This window comes from Actinospineispora spinosispora DSM 44797 (assembly GCF_000429025.1).
GTDB lineage: Bacteria > Actinomycetota > Actinomycetes > Mycobacteriales > Pseudonocardiaceae > Pseudonocardia > Pseudonocardia spinosispora.
This window is the reverse complement of the sequence record NZ_AUBB01000006.1, coordinates 743,600-768,735: the sequence shown is the minus strand read 5'-3', so window position 1 is coordinate 768,735 and position 25,136 is coordinate 743,600. Positions and strand designations below refer to the sequence as shown.

23 protein-coding genes are annotated in these 25,136 nt (G+C 70.0%); 8 read left to right on the top strand and 15 right to left on the bottom strand.

Translation table 11 applies throughout. The features are described 5' to 3' along the window. Positions 1-27: 27 nt before the first annotated feature. Entirely contained in the window at positions 28-312 is a 285-nt protein-coding gene (locus G406_RS59650) for an HNH endonuclease signature motif containing protein (RefSeq protein WP_084215728.1), read from the top strand. Between the two features lie 96 nt (positions 313-408). Here the strand turns inward: G406_RS59650 and G406_RS0103775 are convergent, their stop codons facing one another. The 6 genes from G406_RS0103775 to ppc are packed head-to-tail and all read right to left on the bottom strand — an operon-like array spanning position 409 to position 6,798. After that, the gene (locus G406_RS0103775) at positions 409-1,305 is read right to left on the bottom strand and encodes an alpha/beta fold hydrolase (RefSeq protein ID WP_037074754.1); all 897 of its coding nucleotides are present in this window, start codon (positions 1,303-1,305) and stop codon (positions 409-411) included. Further along, entirely contained in the window at positions 1,305-2,003 is a 699-nt protein-coding gene (locus G406_RS0103770) for an HAD family hydrolase (protein ID WP_028932770.1), read from the bottom strand. The genes G406_RS0103775 and G406_RS0103770 overlap by 1 nt, the downstream gene beginning before the upstream one ends. Next, positions 1,987-2,256 carry a DUF2752 domain-containing protein gene (locus G406_RS59645; protein ID WP_028932769.1) on the bottom strand — a complete coding sequence of 90 codons (270 nt, stop codon included), beginning with the start codon at positions 2,254-2,256 and terminating at the stop codon, positions 1,987-1,989. Before G406_RS59645 ends, G406_RS0103770 begins: the two co-directional genes overlap by 17 nt. Then, complete coding sequence (locus G406_RS44470) at positions 2,253-2,630, bottom strand: hypothetical protein (protein WP_037074751.1); 378 nt, start codon at positions 2,628-2,630, stop codon at positions 2,253-2,255. The genes G406_RS59645 and G406_RS44470 overlap by 4 nt, the downstream gene beginning before the upstream one ends. Next, positions 2,627-4,000 carry an ATP-dependent 6-phosphofructokinase gene (locus tag G406_RS44465; protein WP_245606995.1) on the bottom strand — a complete coding sequence of 458 codons (1,374 nt, stop codon included), beginning with the start codon at positions 3,998-4,000 and terminating at the stop codon, positions 2,627-2,629. Before G406_RS44465 ends, G406_RS44470 begins: the two co-directional genes overlap by 4 nt. A 23-nt stretch (positions 4,001-4,023) precedes the next feature. Continuing rightward, the gene (gene ppc, locus G406_RS0103750; protein ID WP_169736586.1) at positions 4,024-6,798 is read right to left on the bottom strand and encodes a phosphoenolpyruvate carboxylase; all 2,775 of its coding nucleotides are present in this window, start codon (positions 6,796-6,798) and stop codon (positions 4,024-4,026) included. A 175-nt stretch (positions 6,799-6,973) separates the two neighbouring features. On the opposite strand from ppc, the gene G406_RS0103745 reads away from it, so the two are divergent. From G406_RS0103745 to G406_RS0103725, 5 genes are all read left to right on the top strand, one after another. After that, positions 6,974-9,373 carry a Tex family protein gene (locus G406_RS0103745; RefSeq protein WP_245606994.1) on the top strand — a complete coding sequence of 800 codons (2,400 nt, stop codon included), beginning with the start codon at positions 6,974-6,976 and terminating at the stop codon, positions 9,371-9,373. A gap of 146 nt (positions 9,374-9,519) precedes the next feature. Beyond that, positions 9,520-10,743, top strand: coding sequence for an ABC transporter permease (locus G406_RS0103740; protein WP_028932766.1), 1,224 nt, complete (start codon positions 9,520-9,522; stop codon positions 10,741-10,743). Between the two features lie 155 nt (positions 10,744-10,898). After that, positions 10,899-12,083: a multidrug effflux MFS transporter gene (locus G406_RS0103735; protein ID WP_245606993.1), complete on the top strand. Its 1,185-nt coding sequence runs from the start codon at positions 10,899-10,901 to the stop codon at positions 12,081-12,083. A 24-nt stretch (positions 12,084-12,107) separates the two neighbouring features. Further along, on the top strand, positions 12,108-12,590 hold the full coding sequence (locus tag G406_RS0103730) for a cation:proton antiporter regulatory subunit (protein WP_028932764.1): 483 nt from the start codon (positions 12,108-12,110) through the stop codon (positions 12,588-12,590). Between the two features lie 10 nt (positions 12,591-12,600). Next, entirely contained in the window at positions 12,601-13,788 is a 1,188-nt protein-coding gene (locus tag G406_RS0103725; protein WP_028932763.1) for a cation:proton antiporter, read from the top strand. On the opposite strand, the gene G406_RS0103720 is transcribed toward G406_RS0103725, so the two are convergent. Then, positions 13,782-14,570: an SDR family NAD(P)-dependent oxidoreductase gene (locus G406_RS0103720; RefSeq protein WP_028932762.1), complete on the bottom strand. Its 789-nt coding sequence runs from the start codon at positions 14,568-14,570 to the stop codon at positions 13,782-13,784. The genes G406_RS0103725 and G406_RS0103720 overlap by 7 nt on opposite strands. Next, the gene (gene fabG, locus G406_RS0103715; protein ID WP_245606992.1) at positions 14,570-15,328 is read right to left on the bottom strand and encodes a 3-oxoacyl-ACP reductase FabG; all 759 of its coding nucleotides are present in this window, start codon (positions 15,326-15,328) and stop codon (positions 14,570-14,572) included. The genes G406_RS0103720 and fabG overlap by 1 nt, the downstream gene beginning before the upstream one ends. A 125-nt stretch (positions 15,329-15,453) precedes the next feature. On the opposite strand from fabG, the gene G406_RS0103710 reads away from it, so the two are divergent. Further along, positions 15,454-17,199 (top strand): gamma-glutamyltransferase family protein, encoded by a 1,746-nt coding sequence (locus G406_RS0103710; protein WP_051341446.1) that lies wholly within the window; start codon positions 15,454-15,456, stop codon positions 17,197-17,199. Between the two features lie 120 nt (positions 17,200-17,319). On the opposite strand, the gene pfkB is transcribed toward G406_RS0103710, so the two are convergent. The 6 genes from pfkB to G406_RS44455 are packed head-to-tail and all read right to left on the bottom strand — an operon-like array spanning position 17,320 to position 23,015. Continuing rightward, on the bottom strand, positions 17,320-18,255 hold the full coding sequence (pfkB, locus tag G406_RS0103705; RefSeq protein WP_028932759.1) for a 1-phosphofructokinase: 936 nt from the start codon (positions 18,253-18,255) through the stop codon (positions 17,320-17,322). Then, complete coding sequence (locus G406_RS0103700; RefSeq protein ID WP_037074748.1) at positions 18,252-19,016, bottom strand: DeoR/GlpR family DNA-binding transcription regulator; 765 nt, start codon at positions 19,014-19,016, stop codon at positions 18,252-18,254. Before G406_RS0103700 ends, pfkB begins: the two co-directional genes overlap by 4 nt. Further along, complete coding sequence (locus G406_RS0103695; protein WP_051341444.1) at positions 19,016-19,990, bottom strand: ABC transporter substrate-binding protein; 975 nt, start codon at positions 19,988-19,990, stop codon at positions 19,016-19,018. The genes G406_RS0103700 and G406_RS0103695 overlap by 1 nt, the downstream gene beginning before the upstream one ends. Before the next feature lie 24 nt (positions 19,991-20,014). Then, positions 20,015-20,977 (bottom strand): ABC transporter permease, encoded by a 963-nt coding sequence (locus G406_RS44460; RefSeq protein ID WP_084215727.1) that lies wholly within the window; start codon positions 20,975-20,977, stop codon positions 20,015-20,017. Next, a complete protein-coding gene (locus G406_RS0103685; RefSeq protein WP_028932756.1) occupies positions 20,974-21,741 on the bottom strand; it encodes an ATP-binding cassette domain-containing protein in 768 nt (255 codons plus the stop codon). The genes G406_RS44460 and G406_RS0103685 overlap by 4 nt, the downstream gene beginning before the upstream one ends. Further along, positions 21,738-23,015, bottom strand: a complete 1,278-nt coding sequence (locus G406_RS44455; protein ID WP_051341442.1) for an FGGY-family carbohydrate kinase — start codon at positions 23,013-23,015, stop codon at positions 21,738-21,740. The genes G406_RS0103685 and G406_RS44455 overlap by 4 nt, the downstream gene beginning before the upstream one ends. Before the next feature lie 86 nt (positions 23,016-23,101). Between G406_RS44455 and G406_RS0103675 the strand changes: the two genes are divergently transcribed. After that, entirely contained in the window at positions 23,102-23,935 is an 834-nt protein-coding gene (locus tag G406_RS0103675) for a class II fructose-bisphosphate aldolase (RefSeq protein ID WP_028932755.1), read from the top strand. A gap of 211 nt (positions 23,936-24,146) precedes the next feature. On the opposite strand, the gene G406_RS0103670 is transcribed toward G406_RS0103675, so the two are convergent. Then, positions 24,147-25,118 carry an aldo/keto reductase gene (locus G406_RS0103670; protein ID WP_028932754.1) on the bottom strand — a complete coding sequence of 324 codons (972 nt, stop codon included), beginning with the start codon at positions 25,116-25,118 and terminating at the stop codon, positions 24,147-24,149. Positions 25,119-25,136 lie beyond the last annotated feature (18 nt).

The window sequence follows — 25,136 nt, the reverse complement described above, 5'->3', positions numbered from 1 at the left end:
ACCGCGACCCCGGCCCAGCGCGCAGCGATCACTGCTCGTGACGGCGGTTGCGCCCATCCGGGATGCGACCAACCGCCACACCACTGCGAAGTCCATCACCTTACCCCATGGGCGCACGGCGGTAAGACCGATATCGACAATCTGGCGATGTTCTGCTGGCAACACCACCGGATGGTTCACGAATCCGGATGGACCATCGACATGGTCAATGGATATCCATCGATAATTCCACCGAAATGGCTCGACCCGACACAGACGCCCCGCCGAAAACCACCACCGATCCTCGACCTGGCAACTATTCCGCTCCAATAGCGCACTGCGGACCAGCGAGCCGTGGGTGTCAGCGGCCATGCCGTGCACGAGTGCGCGCTCGCTACCCGGACAGGTGGCGCTGAGGAACCCCTCCGATCATCTGCGGGTCAGCACCTCACGGATCGCTTGAGTCACGGCGTCCGGCCGGAGCCAGACGATGTCTGAATGCCCGGCGTCATCCACTCGGCGAACTTCCGCCCGGGGGTGAGCCGCTCTCACGTCCAGGTACAAGCGCTGCTTGGCATGCGCGGACTCGGCGGCCGCTTCGTGAGCGTCGGGCGGCGTCAGGTCCGCCGCGACCGCGTCGGTGCCCATCGCCGACACGACGATCAGCGGCGCCTTCGGATCGGGCCCAGCGTCAAGGATCTCGGCGAACAGAAGCGGCAGGTTCATCGGCTCCCGCAGAGACTGCCGGAAACTCAGGTCGCTGAAACCCTGGTCCAGCAGCGGTTCGCGGATCTCAGACGGCCAGTCGGCGAGCGCTCGGCCGAACGTGGCCGGATACCTGGCCCGTAGGGGCTCCATCTGCTCGGCCGGGAACACGTCGTCGGTGTTCCATTCCCTGAGCCGCTGCGCGGCCGCCTCCGGCAGGTACCCGGCGATGTCCTCGTGGGTCGGGTCGAGCAGAACCAGACCGGCGACCTCGCCGGAGAAACGCTTCGCGTAGTGACGCGCGAACAAGCCGCCCAGCGAGTTCCCGACCAGGATGTACGGGCCGGGCACGGCCTCGGCGCGCAGCAGCTCGTGCAGATCATCGGTCACCTGGGTCCCGGTTCGCGGAAGAGCCACCGGGGCGCTCCAGCCCAGACCGAGCCGGTCGTAGACCACGCTCGTGGTGAACTCCGCGACGAGGTTGTGCACGTTCCAGTAGTAGAGCCCGGACAACCCGCCGCCGGCCAGGAACACCACCGGCGGGCCGCCGCGCCCGGACCGGTGCGACAGCATCATCCCGCCGGCAACCTCGTAGCGCGTCCCGCACGGTGCTTCGAGCATCAGCGCTGCCGGATACCCACCTCGTCGAGGTGCGCCAGAAGGTCAGCGGGATCGGAGTACACCCGGTAGGCCCCGGCGCGTTCCAGCTCGTCCCGGCCGTAGCCGCCGGACAGCAGCCCGACGCCGAGCGCGCCGGCACGACGTGCCGCGAGCAGATCCCACACGCTGTCGCCGACTACGACGGCGTGCCTGATGTCCACGTTGATCCGCGCGGCCGCCGTCAGGAACAGGTCCGGGTCCGGCTTGGCTCGGCGCACCTGGTCCCTGGTCACCATCGGGGTGTCCTCGGGCAGGTTCAGCAGCTTCAGTGCGGTGCCGGCGGCCCTGAACAGACCGCTCGTGGCGATCGCCCAGTCGACCTGCTGCTCGGTGAGCTCGGCCAGCAGCTCGCGGGCGCCGGGCAGTGGCAGGACCGTCGGCTTCAGCCGCTCGTAGGCCTGGGCGTGCGCCTCGGTCAGCTCGGCGACCTGCTCATCGGTCAGGGTGCCGCCCAGCTCTCGGCGCAGGGCCGTGACGAACAGCCCGCCGCTCATGCCGATGCGCCGGTGCAGGCGCCAGATCGCCACGTCGAGACCGAAGTCGCTCAACGCCTCGCGCCAGGCCAGCACGTGCTGGTACACGCTGTCGATCAGGGTGCCGTCCAGGTCGAACAGTAGCGCGGGCGGCGGGAAGGAGGTCGAGTCAGCGGAGAGTGACATGGTCGCGAGCCTGCCACGGTGGCCGGTGGAGTATCGAGTACATCAGCCAGCCGAGCAGCACGACGCCCACCGGATTCGCGTCGAGGGAACCCCGCAGGTCGCCCCGCGCCACCCGCGCCACGGCCCTCGACGTGCCGCACAGCGGACAAGATCGCCGGGCGGCCAGCCGGAACGGACATACAGTGGGGAGACCTCGCTCGCCGATCAGCGCCGCGACCAGCACATATCCCACCAGCGCGGTACGCGGTGTCATTGCGCGGCGGCGCTCAGCGAGCGTGCGTAGTTGACCCGCTGGTTGTAGTCCATCACCTGGTTCACCGAGTACACCGGCAGCGACACCGTGTGCGCCAGCCCGGGACCCTGCACGATCACCTGCACCATGCCCTCCGTGCGCTGCTCCTTGGCCAGCAGGAACAACAGTCCGAGGAAGCAGAACCAGACGAACAGGACGGTGCACACGATCGCCCACGCGGGGATCCGCTCGGTGGTGCGGGACATGTCGGTGAACATCCAGTGCACCTCGCCGACGGGGCGTGTCCCACTCGGTGTCACCACCCACGACTGGCTCACTCCGATGTCACCGATCGTGACCAGCATCGGCTCGTGGCCAGCGGGTAGTTGTGTCATGCGACCCCTTTGACAGCTCCGATATCGCGGTGATCCTGCCCTATGGCCGAGCCGCCGATCGTCGCCGGTTGCCCCGTCGCCTCCAGGACAGACATCCACAGATCGCCGTGCGGGTCGATCTGGTTACGCCTGCTGACGGCCAACGACATCGGGATGTGCACGAACCGCCTCCGCAGCCTGCCGACCACCATGGACGTCCTGCCGGCCATCGCGGCGTGCACCGCGTTGTAGGCCAGTCGCAGGCACAGCGCCTTGTCGTAGGCGTTCGCCGGGACGCTGCGGATCGCGTAGCTCGGGTCGATGTAGCGGATGTTCGGCGTGATGCCCGCCGACTCCAGGTGCTCGCCGATGCGGTCGCGCAGGTGCGTGCCGATGTCGCGCAGCTTCGTGTTGCCGGACGCGTCGGTGCCGGAACCGATCGTCGGGGACGTCAGCAGCTCCTGGCCGGCGCCCTCGGCGATCACCACGACCGCGTGCCCACGCTCGCGGACCCTGCGGTGGACGTACTCCAACAGCCCGTCGGGTCCGTCCAGACCGAACGGGACCTCGGGGATCAGCACGACGTCGGCGTCATGGTTGGCCAGCGCCGCGTAGGCGGCGATGAAACCGGAGTGGCGGCCCATCAGCTTCACGATGCCGACACCGTTCGGCGTCGACTTCGCCTCGGTGTTGACCGCGCGGATCGACTCGGCAGCCCGGGAGAACGCGGTCTGGAAACCGAAGCTCTGGTCGATGTAGGGGATGTCGTTGTCGATCGTCTTCGGGATACCGACGACGCTGATCTTCAGCTCCCGCTCGGCAGCGACCTCGGCGATCCGCATCGCGCCGCGCATCGAACCGTCGCCGCCGACCACGAACAGCATGTTGATGTTGAGCCGTTCCAGGCAGTCGACGATCTCCTGCGGGTCCTGGTGGCCGCGCGAGGTGCCGAGGACCGTGCCGCCCTCGACCGTGATCTCGGCGACGGTGTCCGGGGTCAGCTCGACGATGTCGTGCGCGTACGAGGCGATGAAGCCCTGGTAGCCGTTGCGGAACCCGGTCACCCTGCGCACGCCGTACTGGTAGGTCAGGTTACGCACCAGGCCGCGCACCACGTCGTTCATCCCGGGACACAGACCACCGCAGGTGACGATGCCGACCCTGGTCTTCGACGGGTCGAAGAAGATCCTGCGGCGCGGCCCGCAGGGTTCGAGGCTGGGAAGCTCGTCGACCGCGACGCCCCTGGCGGAGGCCAGCGCGAGCGTGTCGTCGAGCAGCACCCGGTCGTCCTCGTTGACGTAGTGCTCCGTGGTACGTGACGCGTCGAGCATGCCGGCCAACGGCGAGTCGATCCTGGCCGGACCGAGAGTCGCGATGGACAGGTCGGGCATCGAACTTCCCTTCACCATGAGTCTCATCCGGTGTTGCGTAAACCCGCGACGATGCCGTTGATCGTCAACAGCAACGCCCGCTGCAGGTCGGGGTCGGGTTCGGCAGTGTCACGCTGCCGGGCCAGCAGCGAGATCTGCAGGTGGTGCAGCGGCTCCAGGTACGCCGCGCGCACCTGCAGGGTGCGGCGCAGCGTGGGGTAGCGGGCCAGCGGCGCATTGTCGCCGGTGACCGCGAGCACCTCGGTCAACGTGCAGTTGTGCTCGGCGGTGACCAGGTCGAACAGCGGTTGCAGAGTCGGGTCGACGAGCGTCGAGACGTAGCCGGCCGCGATCCGCAGGTCCGTCTTCGCCAGGGTCATCTCGACGTTGCCGAGCAGGTTGCGGAAGAACGCCCAGTCGCGCATCTCCTTCAGCGTCGACTCCAGCCCGGCCTCCCGCGCCGCGGCCAGCCCGGTGCCGAGCCCGTACCAGCCGGGCACCACCATGCGGGTCTGCGTCCAGCCGAACACCCAGGGGATCGCGCGCAGACCGCTCAGGCTGGCCTGCCCGCTGCCGGGGCGCTTCGACGGGCGGGAACCCACGTTCAACAATCCTAGTTCGTCGACCGGCGTCGCCGAGGTGAAGAACTCCGGAAGCCCTGGCTGACCGACGAAGTCGCGGTAGGCGGCCTGCGCCGCATCGCTGATCAGGACCATCGCCTCGTTCCAGCGCCGCAGGTCGGCGGCGGGCACCCGGGAGCTCTGGTGCAGGAGGGTGGCTTCCAGGGTCGCCGCGAGCAGGATCGTCAGGTTGTGCCCGGCCAGCTCGGGCAGCGAGTACTTGTCCGAGATGACCTCACCCTGCTCGGTCAGCTTCATACGGGCGTCGACCGCGCCGTACGGCGACGCGGCGACCGCTTCGGCCGCCGGCCCGCCCCCGCGCCCGACCGATCCGCCCCTGCCGTGGAACAGCCGGACCCGCACCTGGTGCTTCGCCGCGATGTCGCGCAGCTGGTGCTGGGCCTTGTGGATCTCCCACTGGGACGTCGTGATACCGGCGTCCTTGTTGGAGTCCGAGTAGCCGAGCATGACCTCCTGTAGGTCACCCCTGGCCTTCACCAGCCGCCGGTAGCCGGGGTCGGACAGCAGCGAGTCCAGCAGCTCACCGGCCTTGCTCAGCTCGGTCGCCGTCTCGAACAGCGGCACCAGGTCCAGGTCCGACCAGGTGTCGTCGCCGTCGACCGCCAGCAGCCCGGCCTCCCTGGCGAGGACCGCGATCGCCAGGATGTCGTCGGCGCCCTGCGCCATCGACACGATGTAGGTGTGCGCGGCGGTCTCGCCGAAGGTGCGCTGAGCCGTGCGCAGCGTCTCGAACACCGCGAGTACGTCGGCCGCCTCACCGTCGGGAAGCTCCCGGCGGCCGGTGAGCGGTCGCCTGCCGAGCAGCTCGGCCGACAGCCGCTCGGTGCGTCCGGCCGGGTCCAGCTCGGCGTAGCCGTTCTCGCCCGCCTGCTGGTAGAGGACGTCCAGTGCGGCGTGATGGCGCTCCGCGTGCTCCCGGACGTCCAACGCCGCGAGGTGCAGCCCGATCGCCCTGGCCACCCGCAGTGCCCTGGCCAGGGTGCCGCCGGCGATCCGGGCGCCGAGGTGGCCACGCAGCGATGCGTCCATGACCTCCAGGTCGGCGACGAACTCCTCCGAGCCCAGGTAGTCCAGCCCCGGCCGGTGCTCGTGGCCGGCCGCGATCCGCTCGCGGGTGTTCGCCAGCCTGGCCAGGATGTAGGAGCACTTCAGCCGGTAGGGCTCCTCGGCGTTGAGCCGGATGTAGCGGTCGTAGACCTCGGGCAGCTGCCGGCGGTCGGAGGCGAGCGAGCGGCGCATCCCCTCGGACACCCCGACGATGCGAGTGGACACACCCAGCTCGAAGACGAGCTGGTCGAGCAACGCGGTCTGGATCTTCAACGCTCGGTCGGCGTAGAGCCGCAGCGCGTCCATCGTCACGGCGGGGGATACGTTCGGGTTGCCGTCCCGGTCGCCGCCCACCCAGCAGCCCAGCTGGATCGGCCGGGCCCGCTCCGACAGCCGCAGCCCGGACTCCTCCAGCGCGATGTCCAGCTGTTCCAGCACGTTCGGCACGGTCGCCTGGCCGAGCCGCTCCAGGTAGTAGGCGATCGAACGGGTCTCGTCCGCGACCGTCGGCTTGCCGGGGCGGATCTCGTCGGTCTGCCAGAGCAGGTCGATCAGCTCGCCGAGCCTGCGCTGCGACCTGAGGTCGGACTCGCCCCGGTCGAGTACCTCGGCGACGCGGCGCAGGATGCCGAGCACCGACTGGCGGGACGCCTCCGTCGGGTGCGCGGTGAACACCGGGCGCAGCTCGGTGCGGTCCAGCACCTCACCCAGTGCCTCACCGCCGACCTCCTCGACGAGCCGGCGGACCAGGTCGGTCAGCTGGTCGTCCTGCTCGCCGTCGTGCAGCTCGCGGGACCGATGCAGCTGCTCCGCGACGTTCGCCAGCAGGAAGAACGTGGTGAATGCCCTGGCCAGCTGGGTCGCGGTGCCCGGGTCGACCCTGGCGAGCACCTCGTCCAGCTCGGTCGCGCTGTCGGTCATTCCCTTGGCGGCCGCGCGGGACAGTCTGCGCACCTGCTCGACCAGCTCCAGCAGCTCGTCGCCGCCGTGCTGGACGAGCGTGTCGCCGAGCAGGCTGCCGAGGCGCCTGATGTCGGCGCGCAGCGCGGTGTGGGCGGACTCGGACACCACACCCGCGTGCGCGGCCATGGTGTCCTGGCCGGGGCCGTCCTGGTCGGGATCACCGGTCATGAAGGTCCGTCCTCTGGGTGACTTGAACGATAAGTGAATTGATTCAGTATCTCGTGTCGGTGACCAGAATACGACCCTCGTTCGCGCAAGGACGGGCCTCTACCAGAGTGAGTTTCTTCTCCGGCGAGCCGCCCCGAGGGTTGCGTCGCGCGCTGGGAGCGACACCATGGACGGCGTGAGTGAGGTCAGCGGAGTCGCAGCCGGCGTGGCACGGAAGATTCATCAGCGGATAGCCGACGAGATCGGCGTGCGCACGAACCAGGTCGACGCAACCGTCGACCTGCTGGACGGCGGTTCGACGGTCCCGTTCGTCGCCCGATACCGCAAGGAAGTCACCGGCGGGCTGGACGACACCCAGCTGCGCACGCTGGAGGAGCGCCTGCGCTACCTGCGTGAGCTGGAGGAACGCCGCGCCGCCGTGCTGGAGTCGATCGACTCGCAGGGCAAGCTCGACGACGAGCTGAAGGCGCGCATCCTGGAGGCCGACTCCAAGGCCCGGCTCGAGGACATCTACCTGCCGTACAAGCCCAAGCGGCGCACGAAGGCGCAGATCGCCAGGGAGAACGGCCTCGAACCGCTCGCCGACACGCTGCTCGCCGACCCGTCGCAGGACCCGGCCACGCTGGCCGGTGGCTACCTGAACGAGACCGTCGCCGACTCCGCCGCCGCCCTCGAAGGCGCGCGGGCGATCCTGGTCGAGAAGTTCGCCGAGGACGCCGACCTGATCGGTGAGCTGCGCGAACGCATGTGGACCAGCGGTCGCCTGGTGTCCAAGGTCAAGGAGGGCAAGGAGGAGGCGGGCGCGAAGTTCGCCGACTACTTCGAGTTCGGTGAGCCGTTCACCAAGCTGCCCTCGCACCGCATCCTCGCCATGTTCCGAGGCGAGAAGGAAGAAGCGCTCGAGCTCGTCCTCGAGCCGGAGGAGCCGCCCGCCGAGGGACCGAGCAGCTTCGAGCGCAGCATCGCCGGCCGGTTCGGCATCCGCGACGAGGGCAGGCCGGCCGACAAGTGGCTGAACGACACGGTCCGCTGGGCCTGGCGCACCCGGATCGTCGTCCACCTTGGCATCGATGTGCGCGGCAAGCTGTGGCAGGCCGCCGAGGACGGCGCCGTCGGCGTGTTCGCGGCGAACCTGCGTGACCTGCTGCTCGCCGCTCCCGCCGGCAGCCGGGCCACCATGGGGCTCGACCCCGGGCTGCGGACCGGCGTGAAGGTCGCCGTCGTGGACGCCACCGGCAAGTCGGTCGCCACCGACGTCATCTACCCGCACGAGCCGCGCAAGCAGTGGGACGCGAGCCTGGCGACGCTGGCCAAGCTCGCCGCCGAGCACAACGTCGACCTCATCGCGATCGGCAACGGAACCGCGTCCAGGGAGACCGACAAGCTGGCCGGCGAGCTGGTCGCGACGATGCCGCAGCTGAAGCTGACCAAGGTCATGGTGTCCGAGGCGGGCGCCTCGGTGTACTCGGCGTCCGCGTACGCCTCGGCCGAGCTGCCCGACATGGACGTCTCGCTGCGCGGCGCGGTGTCCATCGCGCGCCGCCTGCAGGACCCGCTCGCCGAGCTGGTCAAGATCGACCCGAAGTCCATCGGCGTCGGGCAGTACCAGCACGACGTGTCCGAGCTGAAGCTGTCCCGTTCGCTGGACGCGGTGGTCGAGGACTGTGTGAACGCGGTCGGGGTGGACGTCAACACCGCGTCCGCGCCGCTGCTGCGCCGGGTCTCCGGCATCACCGAGGGCCTGGCGACGAGCATCGTCAACCACCGTGACGCGAACGGCCCGTTCCGCACCCGCAAGGCACTGTCCGCCGTGCCGAGGCTCGGTCCGAAGGCGTTCGAGCAGTGCGCGGGCTTCCTGCGTATCCCCGGCGGCGACGACCCGCTCGACGCGTCCAGCGTGCACCCCGAGGCCTACCCGGTGGTGCGGCGCATCCTGGCGTCGATCGGTACCGAGCTGCCGAGTCTGATCGGCGACACCCGGCAGCTGCGTGCGCTCAAGCCGCGGGAGTTCATCGACGACACGTTCGGTCTGCCCACGGTCACCGACATCATCGCCGAGCTGGAGAAGCCCGGCCGGGACCCTCGGCCCGCGTTCAAGACCGCGACGTTCGCCGACGGTGTCGAGAAGCTGGCCGACCTCAAGGTCGGCATGGTGCTCGAAGGTGTCGTGACCAACGTGGCCGCATTCGGCGCGTTCGTCGACGTCGGGGTGCACCAGGACGGTCTGGTGCACGTCTCGGCGATGTCCGACCGGTTCGTGTCCGACCCCCGCGAGGTCGCCAAGTCCGGTGACATCGTGAAGGTCAAGGTCCGGGAGGTCGACGTCGCGCGTAAGCGCATCTCGCTGACCATGCGGCTGGACGAGGACCCGGCAGCCGAGCGGCGCGGCAGCGGTGGCCGTCCCGAGCGTGGCCGTCCCGAGCGCGACGCGAAGCCCAACCCGTCCCGGGGCAAGCGGCCCAACCAGGACGGTCGCCGAGGTGGCGGTGGCGGTGGCGGTGGCAGCGCTTCGCGGAGCGCCCCGAGCGGCTCCATGGCGGACGCGTTGCGTCGCGCGGGCCTCGACAAAATCTGACCCGCTCACAACCCGTGAGTGTTTTCGGCTGCTCTGGCAACCGAAAGCACTCACGGGCGTGAACTGCTGAAACAGGCGTCCCAGGACCAGCCTTTTCATGCCGGGCGCACAGGCTGTTCACAGCGTGGCTGGCTTAGCTGAGCCTCGTGACCATCAGGGAGACGCTCCTGGCAGCGTTGCGCAGCCTCCGCAGCAACCGGCTCCGCGCGTTGCTCACGACGCTGGGCATCATCATCGGCGTCGCCGCCGTGATCATCCTGGTGGCGCTGGGCAACGGCGTGAAGGCCGGCTTCGACGAGCAGCTGTCCAAGGTCGCGAACCAGATCACCATCAGCAAGGCCAACGGCGCTGTCCCCGGCGGCGGAACCGCGCGGGACCTCACCGACGCCGACGTGGCCGCGTTGCAGAACCCGCAGGACGCCCCGGCGATCGCCAGCGTGACGCCGATGACCACCGGTAGCGCTGTGCTGACCGCGGGCCAGGCGCAGGAACAGGCGAGCCTCACCGGTTCGACGGCCGACTACCTTCAGGTCGCCGACCGCGCGGTCCAGGTGGGGCGGTTCTTCACCACGGCGGAGGAGAAGAGCAACGCGAAGGTACTGGTGATCGGTCAGGAAGCCATCGGCTACCTGTGGGGGCCGTCGGCGAACCTCAACGACGTGGTCGGACAGAACATCCGGGTCGGCCGCTCCACGTTCAAGGTGATCGGCGTGCTGGTCGCGGACGGCCAGGAGGACAACACCGTCATCATGCCGCTCGGTACGTCACGCGCCTACCTCATCGGTGGCGGTGACATCGTCAACCAGATCATCGTCAAGGCGACGTCCGCGAACTCGGTGAAGCAGGCCACCGCCCAGATCAACACGATCATGGACAAGCAGCACCGCATGCACCAGGCGTCCGACCGGGACTACAAGGTCCGGTCGCAGAGCAACCGGTTGGCCCAGCGCACCGAGATGATCACGTTCCTGACCATCTTCACCGCCGCCGTCGCCGCCATCTCGCTGATCGTGGGCGGCATCGGCGTCGCGAACATCATGCTGGTCGCGGTCACCGAGCGGACCAGGGAGATCGGTATCCGCAAGGCCATCGGGGCGCCGAGGCGGGCGATCCTGAAGCAGTTCCTGACCGAGTCGGTCATGCTGTGCGGCCTGGGTGGCCTGATCGGCGTGATCATCGGGGTCGGCACGGCGGTGGGTGGTGGCATGATCGTGCCGAAGTTCGTCCCGTCCTTCCCCCCACCGGTCCTCACGGCCTTCCCGGTGCTGATCGCCTTCGCGGTGAGCCTGGTGATCGGCGTGGTCGCGGGCGGCTACCCAGCGAACAGAGCAGCTCGCCTACGCCCCATCGAGGCACTCAGGTTCGAGTAGGGGCAGCTCGCACGGAGCCCCCAAGACCCCCAAGTGGCCCACTTTGCACACCTTCGTGCTGTGTCGCACATGTCCGGACGTGTGCGACACAGCATGAAGGTGTGCACAGTCGTCCGAGACGGGGACGGCGGGGCGTGGCTTAGGGTCTGGAGATCGTGACTGGTCGTCGTCGGCTCTCCATCGCCCTGATCCTGGGGTCGCTCAGTGCCTTCGGGCCGATGTCGATCGATCTGTACCTGCCGGCGCTGCCCGTGTTGGCGCGAGAGTTCGCGGTCGAGGACTCGAGTGTCCAGCTCACGCTGACCGCGTGCCTCGCCGGCCTTGCGCTCGGGCAGCTGTTGTCCGGTCCGTACAGCGACGCCCTCGGCAGGCGCCGGCCGCTGCTCATCGGGCTGGCGCTGTACACGCTCGCCTCGATCGGTTGCGCCCTCGCGCCGTCGGCCACGGTCCTCACCGGGATGCGGCTGGTCCAGGGGCTGGCCGGCGCGGCGGGGCTGGTGATCGCCAGGGCGGTCGTGCGGGACCTGTTCGAGGGGCTGGAGCTGGCGCGGTTCCTGTCGCTGCTGATGCTGATCTCCGGCATCGCGCCGATCGTGGCGCCGCTCATCGGCAGCCAGCTGCTGCGGCTGTTCCCGTGGCAAGGCCTGTTCGCGGCACTCGCCGCCTACGGTCTGGTGCTGCTGATCGCCTGCGCGTTCTTCCTCCCCGAGTCGCTCGCGCCGGGGGACCGGCACACGGGCGGGCTGAGCGCGACGCTCGCGGTCATGGGCGGGCTGCTCACCGACCGGCGGTTCGTCGGCTACGCGCTGACCACAGGGCTGATCTTCGCCGCGATGTTCTCCTACATCTCCGGCTCACCGTTCGTGCTGCAGCAGAACTACGGGTTCAGCCCCACCCTGTTCGGCGTCGCGTTCGGCGTCAACGCGTTCGGCATCGCACTGTTCGGCCAGCTCAACCGGGTGCTGCTCAGCCGGTGGGCACCGCGCCGGATGCTGCTGGCCGGCCTGGTGATCGCACTGGCCGGCGGCGTCGGACTGCTCGTCGCGGTACTCGCCGACCTGGGCCTGCCGGTCGTCCTGACCTCGCTGTTCGCGGTCGTCGCCAGTGTCGGGCTGGTGCTGCCCAACGCGACCGCGATGGCACTCGGCGGTCTGCCAAGCCAGGCAGGGAGCGCCTCGGCGCTGCTCGGTGTCCTGCAGTTCCTGCTGGGTGCGATCGCGGCGCCGCTGGTCGGCATCACCGGAGACGGCAGCGCGGTACCGATGGCCGTGCTGATGTGCGGGCTGACCGTCGCGGGACTGCTGTGTTTCGTGGTACTCACCCGCGGCCGCGTCGACTAGCTGAGTAAAGGTTAGGGTGGGTTTGTGGACATCGAGGTGACCAGATTGCCGGGGGTGGGCACCAAACAGGAGTTCACCACAGCCAACGGTCGACGACTGGGCGTGCTGACCTACCGCGACGGGCATCGCGAGCTCCTCGTGTCCGACCTGACCGACCCGGACGCATGCAGCGCGACGGTCGCCTTGAACGAGCCGGAATGCGTCGCGCTCGGCACCCTGCTCGGTGCGCCCAACCTCGTCGCGCAGCTCCAGGCCGAGCACTCAGAGGTTCCGGGGGTCGCCACCGCGCAGATTCCGGTGCAGCCCGGTTCGCCCTACGAGGGGCGGACGCTCGGTGACACGACCATGCGCACCCGCAGCGGCGCCTCGATCGTGGCAGTCGTCCGGGACAGCACGGTCGCCGCGTCACCGAGGCCGGACTACCGGTTCGCCGCCGGTGATCTCGTGGTGATCGTCGGCACCGCCGACGGACTCAAGCAGGCCGCCACCATCCTCGAGCAGGGCTGACCCACACTCCATGCCGCACGCAGCGACCGCACTCGTCGAACTCGGCGCACTGTTCTTCGGACTCGGCGTCCTGGGCAGGTTGGCGACCCGCATCGGTGTGTCGCCGGTCCCGCTGTACCTGCTGGGCGGCCTGGCGTTCGGCAGGGGAGGGCTGGCCCCGCTGGACGGCATCGAGCCGTTCACCGAGATCGCCTCCGAGGTCGGCGTCATCCTGCTGTTGCTGCTGCTCGGCCTGGAGTACACCGCGACCGACCTGGTGTCCGGCCTGCGCCAGTCGTGGCTGGCGGGTGTCATCGATATGGTGCTCAACGCCGCACCGGGTGCCATCGCGGCGCTGATGCTGGGCTGGGGACCGCTCGGTGCGCTGGCCATGGCCGGGGTGACCTGGGTGTCCTCGTCGGGGATCATCGCCAAGGTCCTCGGCGACCTTGGCCGGCTGGGTAACCGGGAGACCCCGGCGGTGCTGTCGGTGCTGGTCATGGAAGACTTGGCGATGGCGCTGTACCTGCCGATCACGACCGCAGCGCTCGCCGGCGTCGGGTTCGCGGCCGGCGCCCGCACGGTCGGGATCGCGCTGGCCCTGCTCGCCGTGGTGCTCGTCGTGGCGTTGCGCTACGGCCGGTTCGTGTCGTTGATCGTGGAGTCACCCAGCTCCGAGGTGTTCCTGCTGCGGCTGCTCGGCGTCGCGCTGCTGGTCGCCGGGCTGGCAACGCAGCTGCAGGTCTCGGCTGGCGTGGGCGCGTTCCTGCTGGGCATCGCGATCTCCGGGGAGACCGCCGAGAACGCGACCAGGGTGCTGGAGCCGCTGCGGGACCTGTTCGCGGCGATCTTCTTCGTGGTGTTCGGCATCAACACCCATCCCGCCGACATCCCTGCCGTGCTGCCGGTCGCGATCGCACTGGCGGTGGTCACCACCCTCACCAAGATCGCAACCGGCTGGTTCGCGGCACGCGGCGGCGGGGTCAGCTCGGTCGGCCGGCTGCGTGCCGGCGCCGCGCTCGTGGCCAGGGGAGAGTTCTCGATCGTGATCGCCGGTCTCGCGCTGACCTCGGCCGCGATCGATCCGGGACTCGCGCCGCTGGCGACCACCTACGTGCTGCTGATGGCGGTCCTCGGCCCGGTCCTGGCCAGGGTCATGGATCCCCTGGCCAGGTCCGTGATCACCCGCCGCAGGGCCCGGCAGGCGCTCGCTCAGTAGTAGATCGGGCCGCGCATGCCGCCGCCGGTGGCGACGGCGTCACCGGCGATCGACACGCTGCGCGGTGAGGCCAGGAAGGTGACCACCGAGGCCACCTCCTCGGCCGTGACGATCCTGCCGATGCTGGTGGCGGCGGCGATACCGGCCGCGACCTCGTCCTCGCCGACACCCCGGGCCGCCGCGATACCCGCCAGTACCTCGGGCGTCCGCTCGGTGATCGTGTAACCGGGATGCACCACGGTCACGTTGATCCCGGCGGGCCCGAGCTCGTCGGCGAGGTTCTTGGTCATCGCGGCGACCGACACGTTGCGCACCGAACCGATCAACGACGTCGCCATCCGGGCGTTGAGCCCACTGATGTTGATGATGCGACCCCAGCCGCGCTCGACCATGCCCGGCGCCAGCGCCCTCGCGCAGCGCAGGTAACCGAGAACCTTGATCTCCAGCTCGTCACGCACCGCGTCGTCGGTGATGTCGCCGAGCTTCGGCGCCGCACCGGGAACCGCCGCCCGCGCGGCGGAGTTGACCAGGATGTCGACTCCGCCGAGCAGCTCGGTGGCGCGCGCGGCCATGGCCCGGACCGACTCGTCGTCGCCGGTGTCCGCGACGATCGCCACGGCACCCTCGCCCAAGGAGGTCACCGCGGCGTCGAGGGCGGCGCCGTCGCGTGCGACGACCGCGACGCGCGCGCCCTCGGCGAGAAGCTCTCGCGCGACCGCCAGCCCGATACCCCGGCTACCGCCGGTGACCAGCGCGCGCTTCCCACCCAGCTGCAGGTCCATCAGGCCTTCGGTCCGCCGGCGACGTACAGGACCTGGCCGGACACGAAACCGGCCGCGTCACCGGTGAAGAAGGACACGGCGTTGGCGATGTCCTCCGGCGCGCCGACCCTGGCGACCGGGATCTGCGCGGCGGCGCCCTTCTTGTAGTCCTCCCACGCGACGCCGACCCGCTCGGCGGTGGCCTTCGTCATCTCGGTCGCGATGAACCCGGGAGCGATCGCGTTGACCGTGATGCCGAACTTGCCCAGCTCGATGGCGAGGGTCTTGGTGAAGCCCTGCAGACCGGCCTTCGCGGCGGAGTAGTTCGCCTGGCCCCGGTTGCCCAGCGCGGAGGTGCTGGACAGGTTCACGATGCGGCCCCACTTGGCGGCCGTCATGTGCGCCTGCGCCGCCTTGCTCATCAGGAAGGAGCCACGCAGGTGGACGCCCATGACGGTGTCCCAGTCCACCTCGGTCATCTTGAACAGCAGGTTGTCCCTGGTGACGCCCGCGTTGTTGACCAGGATGGTGGGCGGACCCAGCACATCGGCCACGCGCGCGACGGCCTGTTCGACCGCGTCGGAGTCACTGACGTCCGCGCCGACCGCGAGTGCGTTGCCGCCGGCCTTGGTGATCCGAGCGACGGTGTCCGCGCAGTTGTCCTCTTTCAGGTCGACGACCGCGACGGCGTGGCCGTCCTGAGCGAGTCGCTCGGCGGTAGCGGCGCCGATGCCCTGCGCGGCACCGGTCACGATCGCCACTCTGCTCTCCGTGCTCACTGAACCTCCTGATTCGGCGACTGAATTCAGGTCCATCCTCGTCGCCGTACGGCGCGTTCGCCCGTCGGGGTCCTATCGTGGCCGGTGTGACGCCTACCCGTCCTGAACTGACCGGCCAGTTCGGCATGGCCGCCTCGACGCATTGGCTGGCCTCCTCGACCGCGATGAGCGTGCTGGAGCGCGGTGGCAATGCCTTCGACGCGGCCGCCGCCGCCGGTTTTGTGCTGCAGGTCGTCGAACCGCACATGAACGGCCCGGCGGGGGAGGTGCCCGCGCTGCTCTGGGACGCCCGTGAAGGCACGTCGCACCTGCTGTGCGGCCAGGGTGTCGCGCCCTCGGCCGCGACACCGGCCCGGTTCCGGGAGCTGGGCCTGAAGCTCGTGCCCGGCACCGGCCTGCTGGCCGCGACGGTTCCGGGCTCGTTCGGCGCCTGGACGTTGATGGTGCAGCGTTGGGGGACGTGGTCGCTCGCCGACGTCCTCGACTACGCGATCGGCTACTGCGAGCGCGGCTACCCGTCGCTGCCCGCGATCCACGCGACGGTCTCGCGGGTGGCCACCATGTTCACCGACTACTGGCCGACCTCGGCCGCGGCCTGGCTGCGCGGCGGCGAGGTCCCGGACGTCGGCGCGGTGCTGACCAGCCCCGTCCTGGGCCGCACGTACCAGCGGATCGTGGCCGAGGCGAGCGCGCGCAGCTCCGACCGGGAGCAACAGTTCGAGGCAGCGAGAGACATCTGGTACCGGGGCTGGGTCGCCGACCTGATCGACCGGTTCTGCTCGAGGACCAGCTGGCTCGACACGTCGGGCCGGACCAACTCCGGGCTGCTGACCGGTGACGACATGGCGTCCTGGGAACCCACGGTGGAGCGGCCGAAGGCCTTCGACTACGGCCGCTACCAGGTACTCAAGACGGACCTGTGGGGCCAGGGTCCGGTGTTCGGCCAGCAGCTCGCGCTGCTGGAGGGGCTGGGTCTCGACGAGGCGGGCTACGGGTCGCCGGACTACCTGCACGCGGTCATCGAAGCGAGCAAGCTCGCGTTCGCCGACCGGGAGGCCTGGTACGGGGAAGGTGGGGTGGGCACGCTCGACGGGTTGCTTGACCCCGGCTACACGACGCAGCGGCGGTCGTTGATCGGCGCGACGGCGAGCATGGAGCTGCGACCCGGTTCGCCGGGCGGCCGCGAACCCCGGTTACCGGAGCTGCCCGGCCCGGCGGACATGGAGATGCTGGCGCAGTCGCTGATCGCGGGCGCCGGTGAGCCGACGTTGCGGGCGAACGGGCTGGTGGCGGGCGATACGTGTCACCTCGACGTGGTCGACGCCGCCGGCAACATGGTGTCCGCGACGCCGAGCGGTGGCTGGTTGCAGAGCTCCCCGGTCGTCCCCGAGCTGGGGTTCGCGCTCGGGACCAGAGCCCAGATGTTCTGGCTGGACGAAGGCCTGCCCAACTCGCTGCGCCCGCGCGCCCGGCCGCGTACGACGCTGTCGCCGAGCCTGGCGATGCGCGACGGCGAACCGTGGATGGCGTTCGGCACGCCCGGTGGCGACCAGCAGGACCAGTGGAGCCTGCACTTCTTCCTGGCCATGGTGCACGGCGGCCTCGGCATGCAGGAGGCGATCGACGCCCCGGCGATCCACAGCGAACACTTCCCCAGCTCCTTCTACCCCAGGAGCGCCCGAACCGGTCACGTCGTTCTGGAGGAGCGCTTTCCCGCATCGGTCCGGGACGAACTGAGCCGCAGGGGCCACAACGTGGACATAGCCGGCCCCTGGACCCTGGGCCGCCTGTCGGCGGTGGCCAGGGAACCGGACCACCTGGCGGCGGCGGCGAACCCGCGCGGTGCCCAGGGCTACGCGGTGGGTCGCTGACTATCACATGGGTACCGCTTCGCAGAGCTTCATGTCGTGTCGCAGACGCTGCAGCATCTGCGACGCAACGCGAGGCTCTGCGAGGAGAGACAGTGCTCGAGGCCTGCGCGCGGCCGACGGTTACCCGGGGCCGGCGAGGGAGCGGTCGGGCGCTGTCGAGGTCATGGCGACCGAGACGGGGACGCCGGTCGTGGTGAAGAGGGTGCCGTGGTGCTGCACGGCGGCCGAGGCCCAGGCCAGGCCCCCGGCCAGCGCTTTCTCGCCGTGTCCGCCTGCCGCCAGGAAGCCCGCGAGCATGGCGTCGCCCGCACCCACCGTCGACACGATCGGCACCGAAGGAGCCTCACCCCACAGCGGGCCGTTCCCGTCGAGGAGCAGCGCACCGTCCGGACCGAGACTGGCCAGTACCGCGGCTGCGCCCAGGTCACGGACCTCGGTCGCCGCGGCCAACACGTCGGCGAACGACCGGAGAGTCCGCCCGGTCACCTCCGCCAGCTCGTCCAGGTTCGGTTTGACCAGGTCAGGGCCCGCTGTGAGCACCGCGCGCAGTGAGGCACCGGACGTGTCGACGGCGACCAGCAGACCCTGCTCGCGCGCCGATCCGACCAGCCGTGCGTAGAAGTCGGGGGAGACACCGGGCGGCAGGCTGCCGCAGGCCACCAGCCACCGGGCACCGGCGGCCGCGTCCAGCGCGGTACTGGCCAACCGGTCCGCCTCGGCACCGGACAGTGTCGGACCGCCCTCGTTGATCTTCGTGACCGTGCCGTCCGGTTGCACCAGGCTGATGTTCGCCCGGACCTCCCCGGTGACCGGCACCGGGCGGTACGGCAGACCCCGGCCATCGAGCATGCCGGCCAGCTGCGCGCCGACCGCGCCGCCGAGTGGCAGTACCGCGACGGTCGGTGTTCCGTGGGCGTGCAGCGCGAGTGACACGTTGACGCCCTTGCCGCTCGGTTCGGAGAAGCTCTCGGTGGCGCGCACGACCGTGCCTGGTGGCAGGGCGTCGACGAAGATCGTCCGGTCGACGCTCGGGTTCGGGGTCAGGGTGACGATCAAGCCAGCTCCACAGCTGATCCGGCGGCGCGCAGCGCGTCCAGGTCGGTATCGGCCAGCCCGGTGTCGGTGATCAGCGCGTCGATGTCGGCGAGCGTCCCGTGCTGGCACAGGCTCGTCCGGCCGACCTTGCTGTGGTCGGCCAGTAGCACTCGGCGGACCGCGCAGGACAGCATGAGCCGCTTGATCGCGGCCTCCGCGGGGTCAGGTGTGGTCAGCCCCCTGGTCAGTGAGATGCCGTTGGTACCCAGGAACGCCACGTCGACGTTGATCTCCTGGAGCGCTCGCGCCGCCCACGTGTCGACCTCGGCGAGCGTACGGCCGCGCACCCTGCCGCCGAGTGTGAACACCGTCAGGTTCGGCTTGGCCACCAGGGTCAGCGCGATGGACAGGGTGTTGGTGAAGATCGTCAACGGTCGATCGGTCGGGAGGATCTCGGCGAGCCGGGACGTCGTGGACCCGGCGTCGAGGAACACCGAACCGGCCCGGTCGAGGTGGGCGAGCGCGGCGCGGGCGATCCGGGTCTTCTCCTCGGTGAACTCGGTGCGGGCGCTGACCTCGGGCTCGAAGGTCAGCGCCTCGACCGGGAGCGCTCCGCCGTGCACCCGGCGCAGCAGGCCCTGGCGTTCCAGGGCGATGAGGTCCTTGCGCACCGTCTCGGCGGTGACGCCGAACTCGGCTGCCAGCGACGCGGCGTCGATCTGACCGGTCGCGTGCAGGACGCGCAGGATCTCCTGCTGACGGGTGGCGGCGTAGCGGTACATCAGCAGGTCGTCTTGTAGACGGCCTGCTGGCTGGCCGGGTCGCCGAGGTTGGCCTGGGTCACCGTGACGGTGCCCGACGGCACCTGCTTCGTGACCGGCTTCCCGGTCATCGCGGCCACGATCTGGTCGACCGCGTCGGTGCCGATCCGGTACGGCTGCTGGGCGATCAGCGCCTGGACCTCACCCTGCTGCAGCTGCTTGATCTGCACCGGTCCCGCGTCGAACCCCACGACCTTCACGGCACCGACCTTGCCCGCGTTGCGAAGGCCGGTCGCGGTTCCCTCGGCGGCGAACTGGTTGGTGGCGAACACCCCGGCCAGGTCGGGATGCGCGGCCAGGGTCGCGCTGATGATCGAGGCGGCCTTCGCCGGGTCGTTGTCGTTGATCTGCGCGCCCAGGTAGGTGATGCCCCGATGCGCCTTGATGCGGTCCTCGAATCCGTGCTGCCGGGCGTCCGAGGTCGAGGCGCCCGCCTTGAACGCGATGACCAGGACCTTGCCGCGATCGCCGACCAGCTGCGCGAGCGCGTCGGCGGCCGCCGCGCCACCCGCCGCGTTGTCGGTGGACACCGACGTGGCCGCGACGTCGGCGCGCTCGAGTGTCGTGTCCACCAGACCGATCGCGATGCCTGCCTGGTTGGCCTGCAGCAGCGGCGGGTAGAGCGCGCTGGCATCGGTCGGCGCGATCAGCAGCGCGGCCGGCTTCTGCGCGATCACCCCGTTGACGATCGGGGTCTGCAGCGACGGGTCGAACTGCTGCGGCGCCTGGACGTCGACGGTCATCCCGTTCTTCGCCGCCTCGGCCTGGATGCCGCACTGCATGGTGATGTAGAAGCTGTCACCTGCCACACCTGGGACGAAGGCCAGCTTCTGACCGGCCACGCTGTCCCTGGTCTGCGGGGCGGATGTCGTAGTACCAGGGGAACACGCGGCGACTGACAAGACCGCCGCGACCAGGGCCAACTTCTTCAACATGATCGTTTCTCCACTCTGAGACAATCAACCGCGGGATCGGGCCCGACGTCTGAGCTGGTCGAAGTACACGGCCGCGATCAGCACCGCACCGACCGCGACCTGCTGCCAGAACGGGGACACCCCGAGCACGACAAAACCGTTCTGCAGCACGGTCGGGATGAACACCCCGATGACCGAGCCGACCATCGTGCCGATGCCGCCGAACAGGCTCGTCCCGCCGATGACCACCGCCGCGACCGCCTGCAGGTTGTCGGTCGCGTGGCCGCCCATCGTGGTGGTGGCGAACCGGGCGAGCGACAGGAAACCGGCCAGACCGGCGAGCGTGCCGGCCAGCGCGTAGATCTTCACCAGGTGGCGGACGGTGTTGATGCCGGCGCGGCGCAACGCCTCGGCGTTCGAGCCGATCGCGTAGGTGTAGCGGCCGAACCGGGTACACGCCAGCAGCACCCCGAACACCAGCGCGACCAGCGCCGCGATCACCACCAGCGCCGGGATGCCGGCGACGCGGCCGGACCCGACGTTGAGTACCAGGCTCAGCGGCACGTCCCGGATGTCCACCCCGCCGGTCAGCAGCAGCGCCGCGCCCAGCGACATACCCATCGTGCCGAGCGTGACGATCAGCGCCGGAATCCGTGCCCTCGCCACCAGGAACCCGTTGACCAGGCCCCAGGCCAGGCCGGAGACCAGCCCGCCGACCAGGCCGAGCAGCATGACACCGACACCGTCCCCGCCGACCGCCGCCATGATCTTCGCGGCGATCACCCCGGAGAAGACCAGCACGCCGCTGACCGAGAGGTCGATGCCCGAGGTGAGGATGACGTAGGTCGCGCCCACCGCCAGTACCAGCAGGATCGACGCGTCCGCCGCGATGTTGGCGATGTTCGCCGGGGTGGCGAAGCTCGTCGGCCGCAGCGCGGTGAAGAACGCCACCAGGATCACCAGCGCGCCGAAGATTCTGGTGGACGGCGCGGACAGCCAGGACTTCATCGACCCTGCTCCCTGTTGGTCGTGCCGCCGGTCATGGCGGACACCAGCTGCTCGACGTCCGTCCCCTCGGTGGCTAGCTGGGCGACCCGTTCGCCGAGGCGCAGCACCTCGACCCGGTCGCACACCTCGAGGACCTGCTGCATGTTGTGGCTGATCAGCACGACCGCGATACCGGACTCCCGGACGCGGTGGATCAGGTCGAGCACACCCTGGGTCTGCACGACGCCGAGCGCGGCGGTCGGTTCGTCCAGGAAGATCACCTTCTTGGCCCACATCGCGGCCCTGGCGACCGCGACACCCTGGCGCTGGCCGCCGGACAGCGTGGCGACCGCCGCGGCGGGGTCTTCGAGGTTGACCCCGAGTCGCACCACCTCGTCGGCGGTCTGCCGGGCCATCGCCGCCTTGTCCAGCCAGCCGATTCGCCCGAGCAGCCCGGGGCGCAGCACCTCGCGGCCGAGGAACAGGTTGGCCGTCGGATCGAGATCGGGAGCCAGCGCGAGGTCCTGGTAGACGGTCTCGATCCCGGCCGCGCGGGCGTCCTGCGGGTTCTCGAACCGCACCGGCACCCCGTCGACCAGGATCTCGCCCGCGCTCGGTACGTCCGCGCCGGACAGGATCTTGACGAGCGTGCTCTTCCCGGCCCCGTTGTCCCCGATCAGGCCGACGATCTCACCCGCGTTGACGGTGAAGTCGGCGCCGCGCAATGCCTGCACGTGGCCGAAGCTGCGCACGATGCCGCGCGCTTCGAGCAGCGGCTCGGTCATCGGGGCTCCTCACTGAGCTGGGGAAACTCGCTCTGGTTCGCGTACAATCCGCCGGCGAGGCCGGCCAGCAGCGCGGCGCCGCGCGCGCCCGCCTCGGTGACCGGCGAGCGGCTGACGTCGCCGAGAACCTGCTTCTTGACCTCGCGCAGACCCGCGCTGCGTGCCCACCCACCGGTCATGATCAGCGACGACGCGGGACCGGTCAGCCGGGACATCAGGCGGTGCAGGCCGCCTGCCTCCTCGGTGACCTCCTGGAGCGCGTAGCGCCAGATTTGTGCCGGTCCGGTGGGCTCCTCGGCCAGTGCCTGCTCGTCGAGTGCCGCGAGATCGGACTCCTCGACGCCGAGCGAACGCAGGACCTTCGCCAGCGTCAAGCCGCCCTCGGTCGCACCCAGCAGGCACCACCGGTCGGCGAGGACGTGCCAGCCGACCGTGACCCCGCCCTCGGTCAGCGCCCGCAGCGCGTCCTCGGACAGTCCGGGCGTCACCGTGCGGACCAGCGCCTCGGCGCTGCCGCAGGAGTCCAGCTCGGCGCCGATACCGGTCGCTCCGACGCCCACCGCGGCCGCCTGGTGGTCGTGGCCCGCGACGGTCAGGACCGCGCCACCGGCCGCATGGCCGGGCCGGACCTTGCCCCAGGACACCCCGGGCGCTCGCAGCGGCGGGAGCAGCGAGCTCGCGATACCGGACCACTCCAGGGTCTCCGGCCACCAGGTGCGGTCGGCGAGCCGTAGCCAGCCGGTCCGCGACGCCAGCGACTGTTCGCTCGCCTGTTCCCCGCCGAGGTGGTGCACGATCCACTCGGCGACGCCGAGCCGGCGCACCGCGGATCCGATCTCCGGCAGATGTCGTCCCAACCAGCGCTGTTTGGTCAACGACCACTGGCCCCGGAACGGTAGCCCGGTGGTGGCCGAGAACCGCTCGGTGCCGATCTCGTCCCGCAGCTCGTCGACCTCGCGGTGGTCGCGGCGATCGTGCCAGGCGACGACCGGGCCGACCGGCTCGCCCGCGCGGTCGAGCAGGATGCCGGACTCGGCCATGCTCGCCACGCCGGTCCCGACCACCCAGCCCGTCGGCGCGGCGGCCAGTGCCTCGCCGACGGCCTCGTCGACCGCGGCCGCTAGCTCGCGCGCGTCGAGCTGCGCACCCGTGCTCGTGGTGGTCCACGGCGTCGGCGCGCGGCCGTACGCGACCTCGGCTCCGTCCGGGGTGAGGACGACGGCCTTGGTCGCCGTGGTGCCCACGTCCAGCCCGACCAGCAGGGGGTGCGCCATGTCCACCTTCGAAATTGGGTTTGCTCGCATATCGTTGGTTTTAGTTGCATACTTGTCAAGACACAGTTCGAACAGAGGAGTCCGGCGTGCCGTTGGTGCCCACAGGAGAGCTGGTCGCCGCGGCCCGGGCGAGCGGTCACGGTGTCGCCGCGTTCAACGTGATCACCCTCGAACACGCCGAAGGGATCGTCGCGGGCGCCGAAGAGGCCGGGGCCGCGGTGATCCTGCAGATCAGTGAGAACGCCGTTCGGTACCACGGTGGACGGCTGCTGCCGATCGCCGCCGCGACCTCGGCGGTGGCCCGGGAGGCCTCCGTCCCGGTGGCGCTGCATCTCGATCATGTCGAGGACGTCGAGCTGCTGTACCGGGCGCCCGAGGCGGGCGCCGGCTCGGTGATGTTCGACGCCTCGAAGCTGGACTACGCGGCGAACCTCGCCGCGACCCGCAAGGCGGCCGACTGGGCACACGACCACGGACTGTGGCTGGAGGCCGAGCTGGGGGAGGTCGGCGGCAAGGACGGGGCACACGCTCCGGGAGTGCGGACCGACCCTGGCGCCGCCGCCGAGTTCGTCGCGGCCACCGGGGTGGATGCACTGGCCGTGGCCGTGGGTAGCTCACATGCGATGACCAGTCGTACGGCTCGTCTCGACCAGGCGCTGATCTCTGCGCTGCGGTCGGCGGTGGATGTTCCGTTGGTTCTGCACGGGTCGTCCGGGGTTCCGGACGAGGAGCTTCGGCTCGCGGTGGCCGGTGGGATCGTGAAGGTCAACATCGGGACCGCGCTGAACGTGGCGTTCACCGGGGGCGTTCGGGAGTATCTGGCCGAGCACGCGGAGGTCAGTGATCCCCGGAAGTACCTGGCGCCTGGGCGCGTGGCGCTGGCGGCCGTGGTTCGGGCGATGGTGGGGGTTGTGGGGTGAGTCGTTCGTACCCGGCTTCAAGGCATCTCGGCTTCGCCGTCGACTCGTGAGTGGCAAGGGCGCCTATAGGCGCCCGGATCACTCACGACGGAAAAGCTGTCGTGAGTGCTCCGAGCGCCTACGCCTTCGGCGCCCCTCCGGGGTAGACGTCCTTGCCACTCACGAGGGCGCCCCTCCGGGGTAGACGTCCTTGCCGCTCACGGGGGGTGGGTCACGCGAAGCCGACGACCTTGTGGGGGGCGTAGGGGTTTTCCAGGGAGGTGATCTCGTCGTCGGTCAGGGGGACCTCGACCGCCGCAGCGGCGTCCGTGATGTGGTGGGGCTTCGTCGCGCCGATGATCGGGGCGGTGATCTCCGAGCGGCTCAGCAGCCAGGCCAGCGCCACCTGGGCCTTCGGGATGCCCCTGGTCTCGGCGATGCCCGCGACCCGCTCGACGATCTCCCGGTCCGAGTCGAGGTACAGGGAGTCGCCGAACTCGTCGGACTCGCTGCGGTTGGTCGAGGTGTCCCAGTCGCGGGTCAGCCGTCCCCTGGCGAGCGGGCTCCACGGGATGACGCCGATGCCCTCGTCCGCGCACAGCGGGAGCATCTCGCGTTCCTCTTCCCGGTAGAGCAGGTTGTAGTGGTTCTGCATCGTGGCGAACCGCGTCCAGCCGTTCAGATCCGCGACGTGCAGCGCCTTGCTGAACTGCCAGGCCCACATCGACGACGCACCGATGTAGCGGGCCTTACCGGCCTTCACCACGTCGTGCAGCGCTTCGAGGGTCTCCTCGATCGGCGTGTTCGGGTCCCAGCGATGAATCTGGTAGAGATCGATGTAGTCCGTGCCGAGCCTGCGCAGGCTGTGGTCGATCTCGGTCATGATCGCCTTGCGGGACAGGCCCGCACCGTTGGGTCCCGGACGCATCCGGCCGTTGAGCTTCGTGGCGATCACGACGTCGTCACGCGACGTGAAGTCGGCCAGTGCCCGCCCGGTGATCTCCTCGCTCGAACCCGCTGAGTAGACGTTGGCCGTGTCGAAGAAGTTGATCCCGGCGTCGAGCGCCTGCCGGATCAGCGTCCGGCTCTCGTCCTCGGGAAGCGACCAGGGGTGCCCACCCCGGTCGGGCTCACCGAAACTCATGCAGCCCAGACAGATGCGGGACACTTCCAGGCCGGTCGAGCCGAGCTTCACGTACTCCATCGGGGGCCTTCCTCGCAG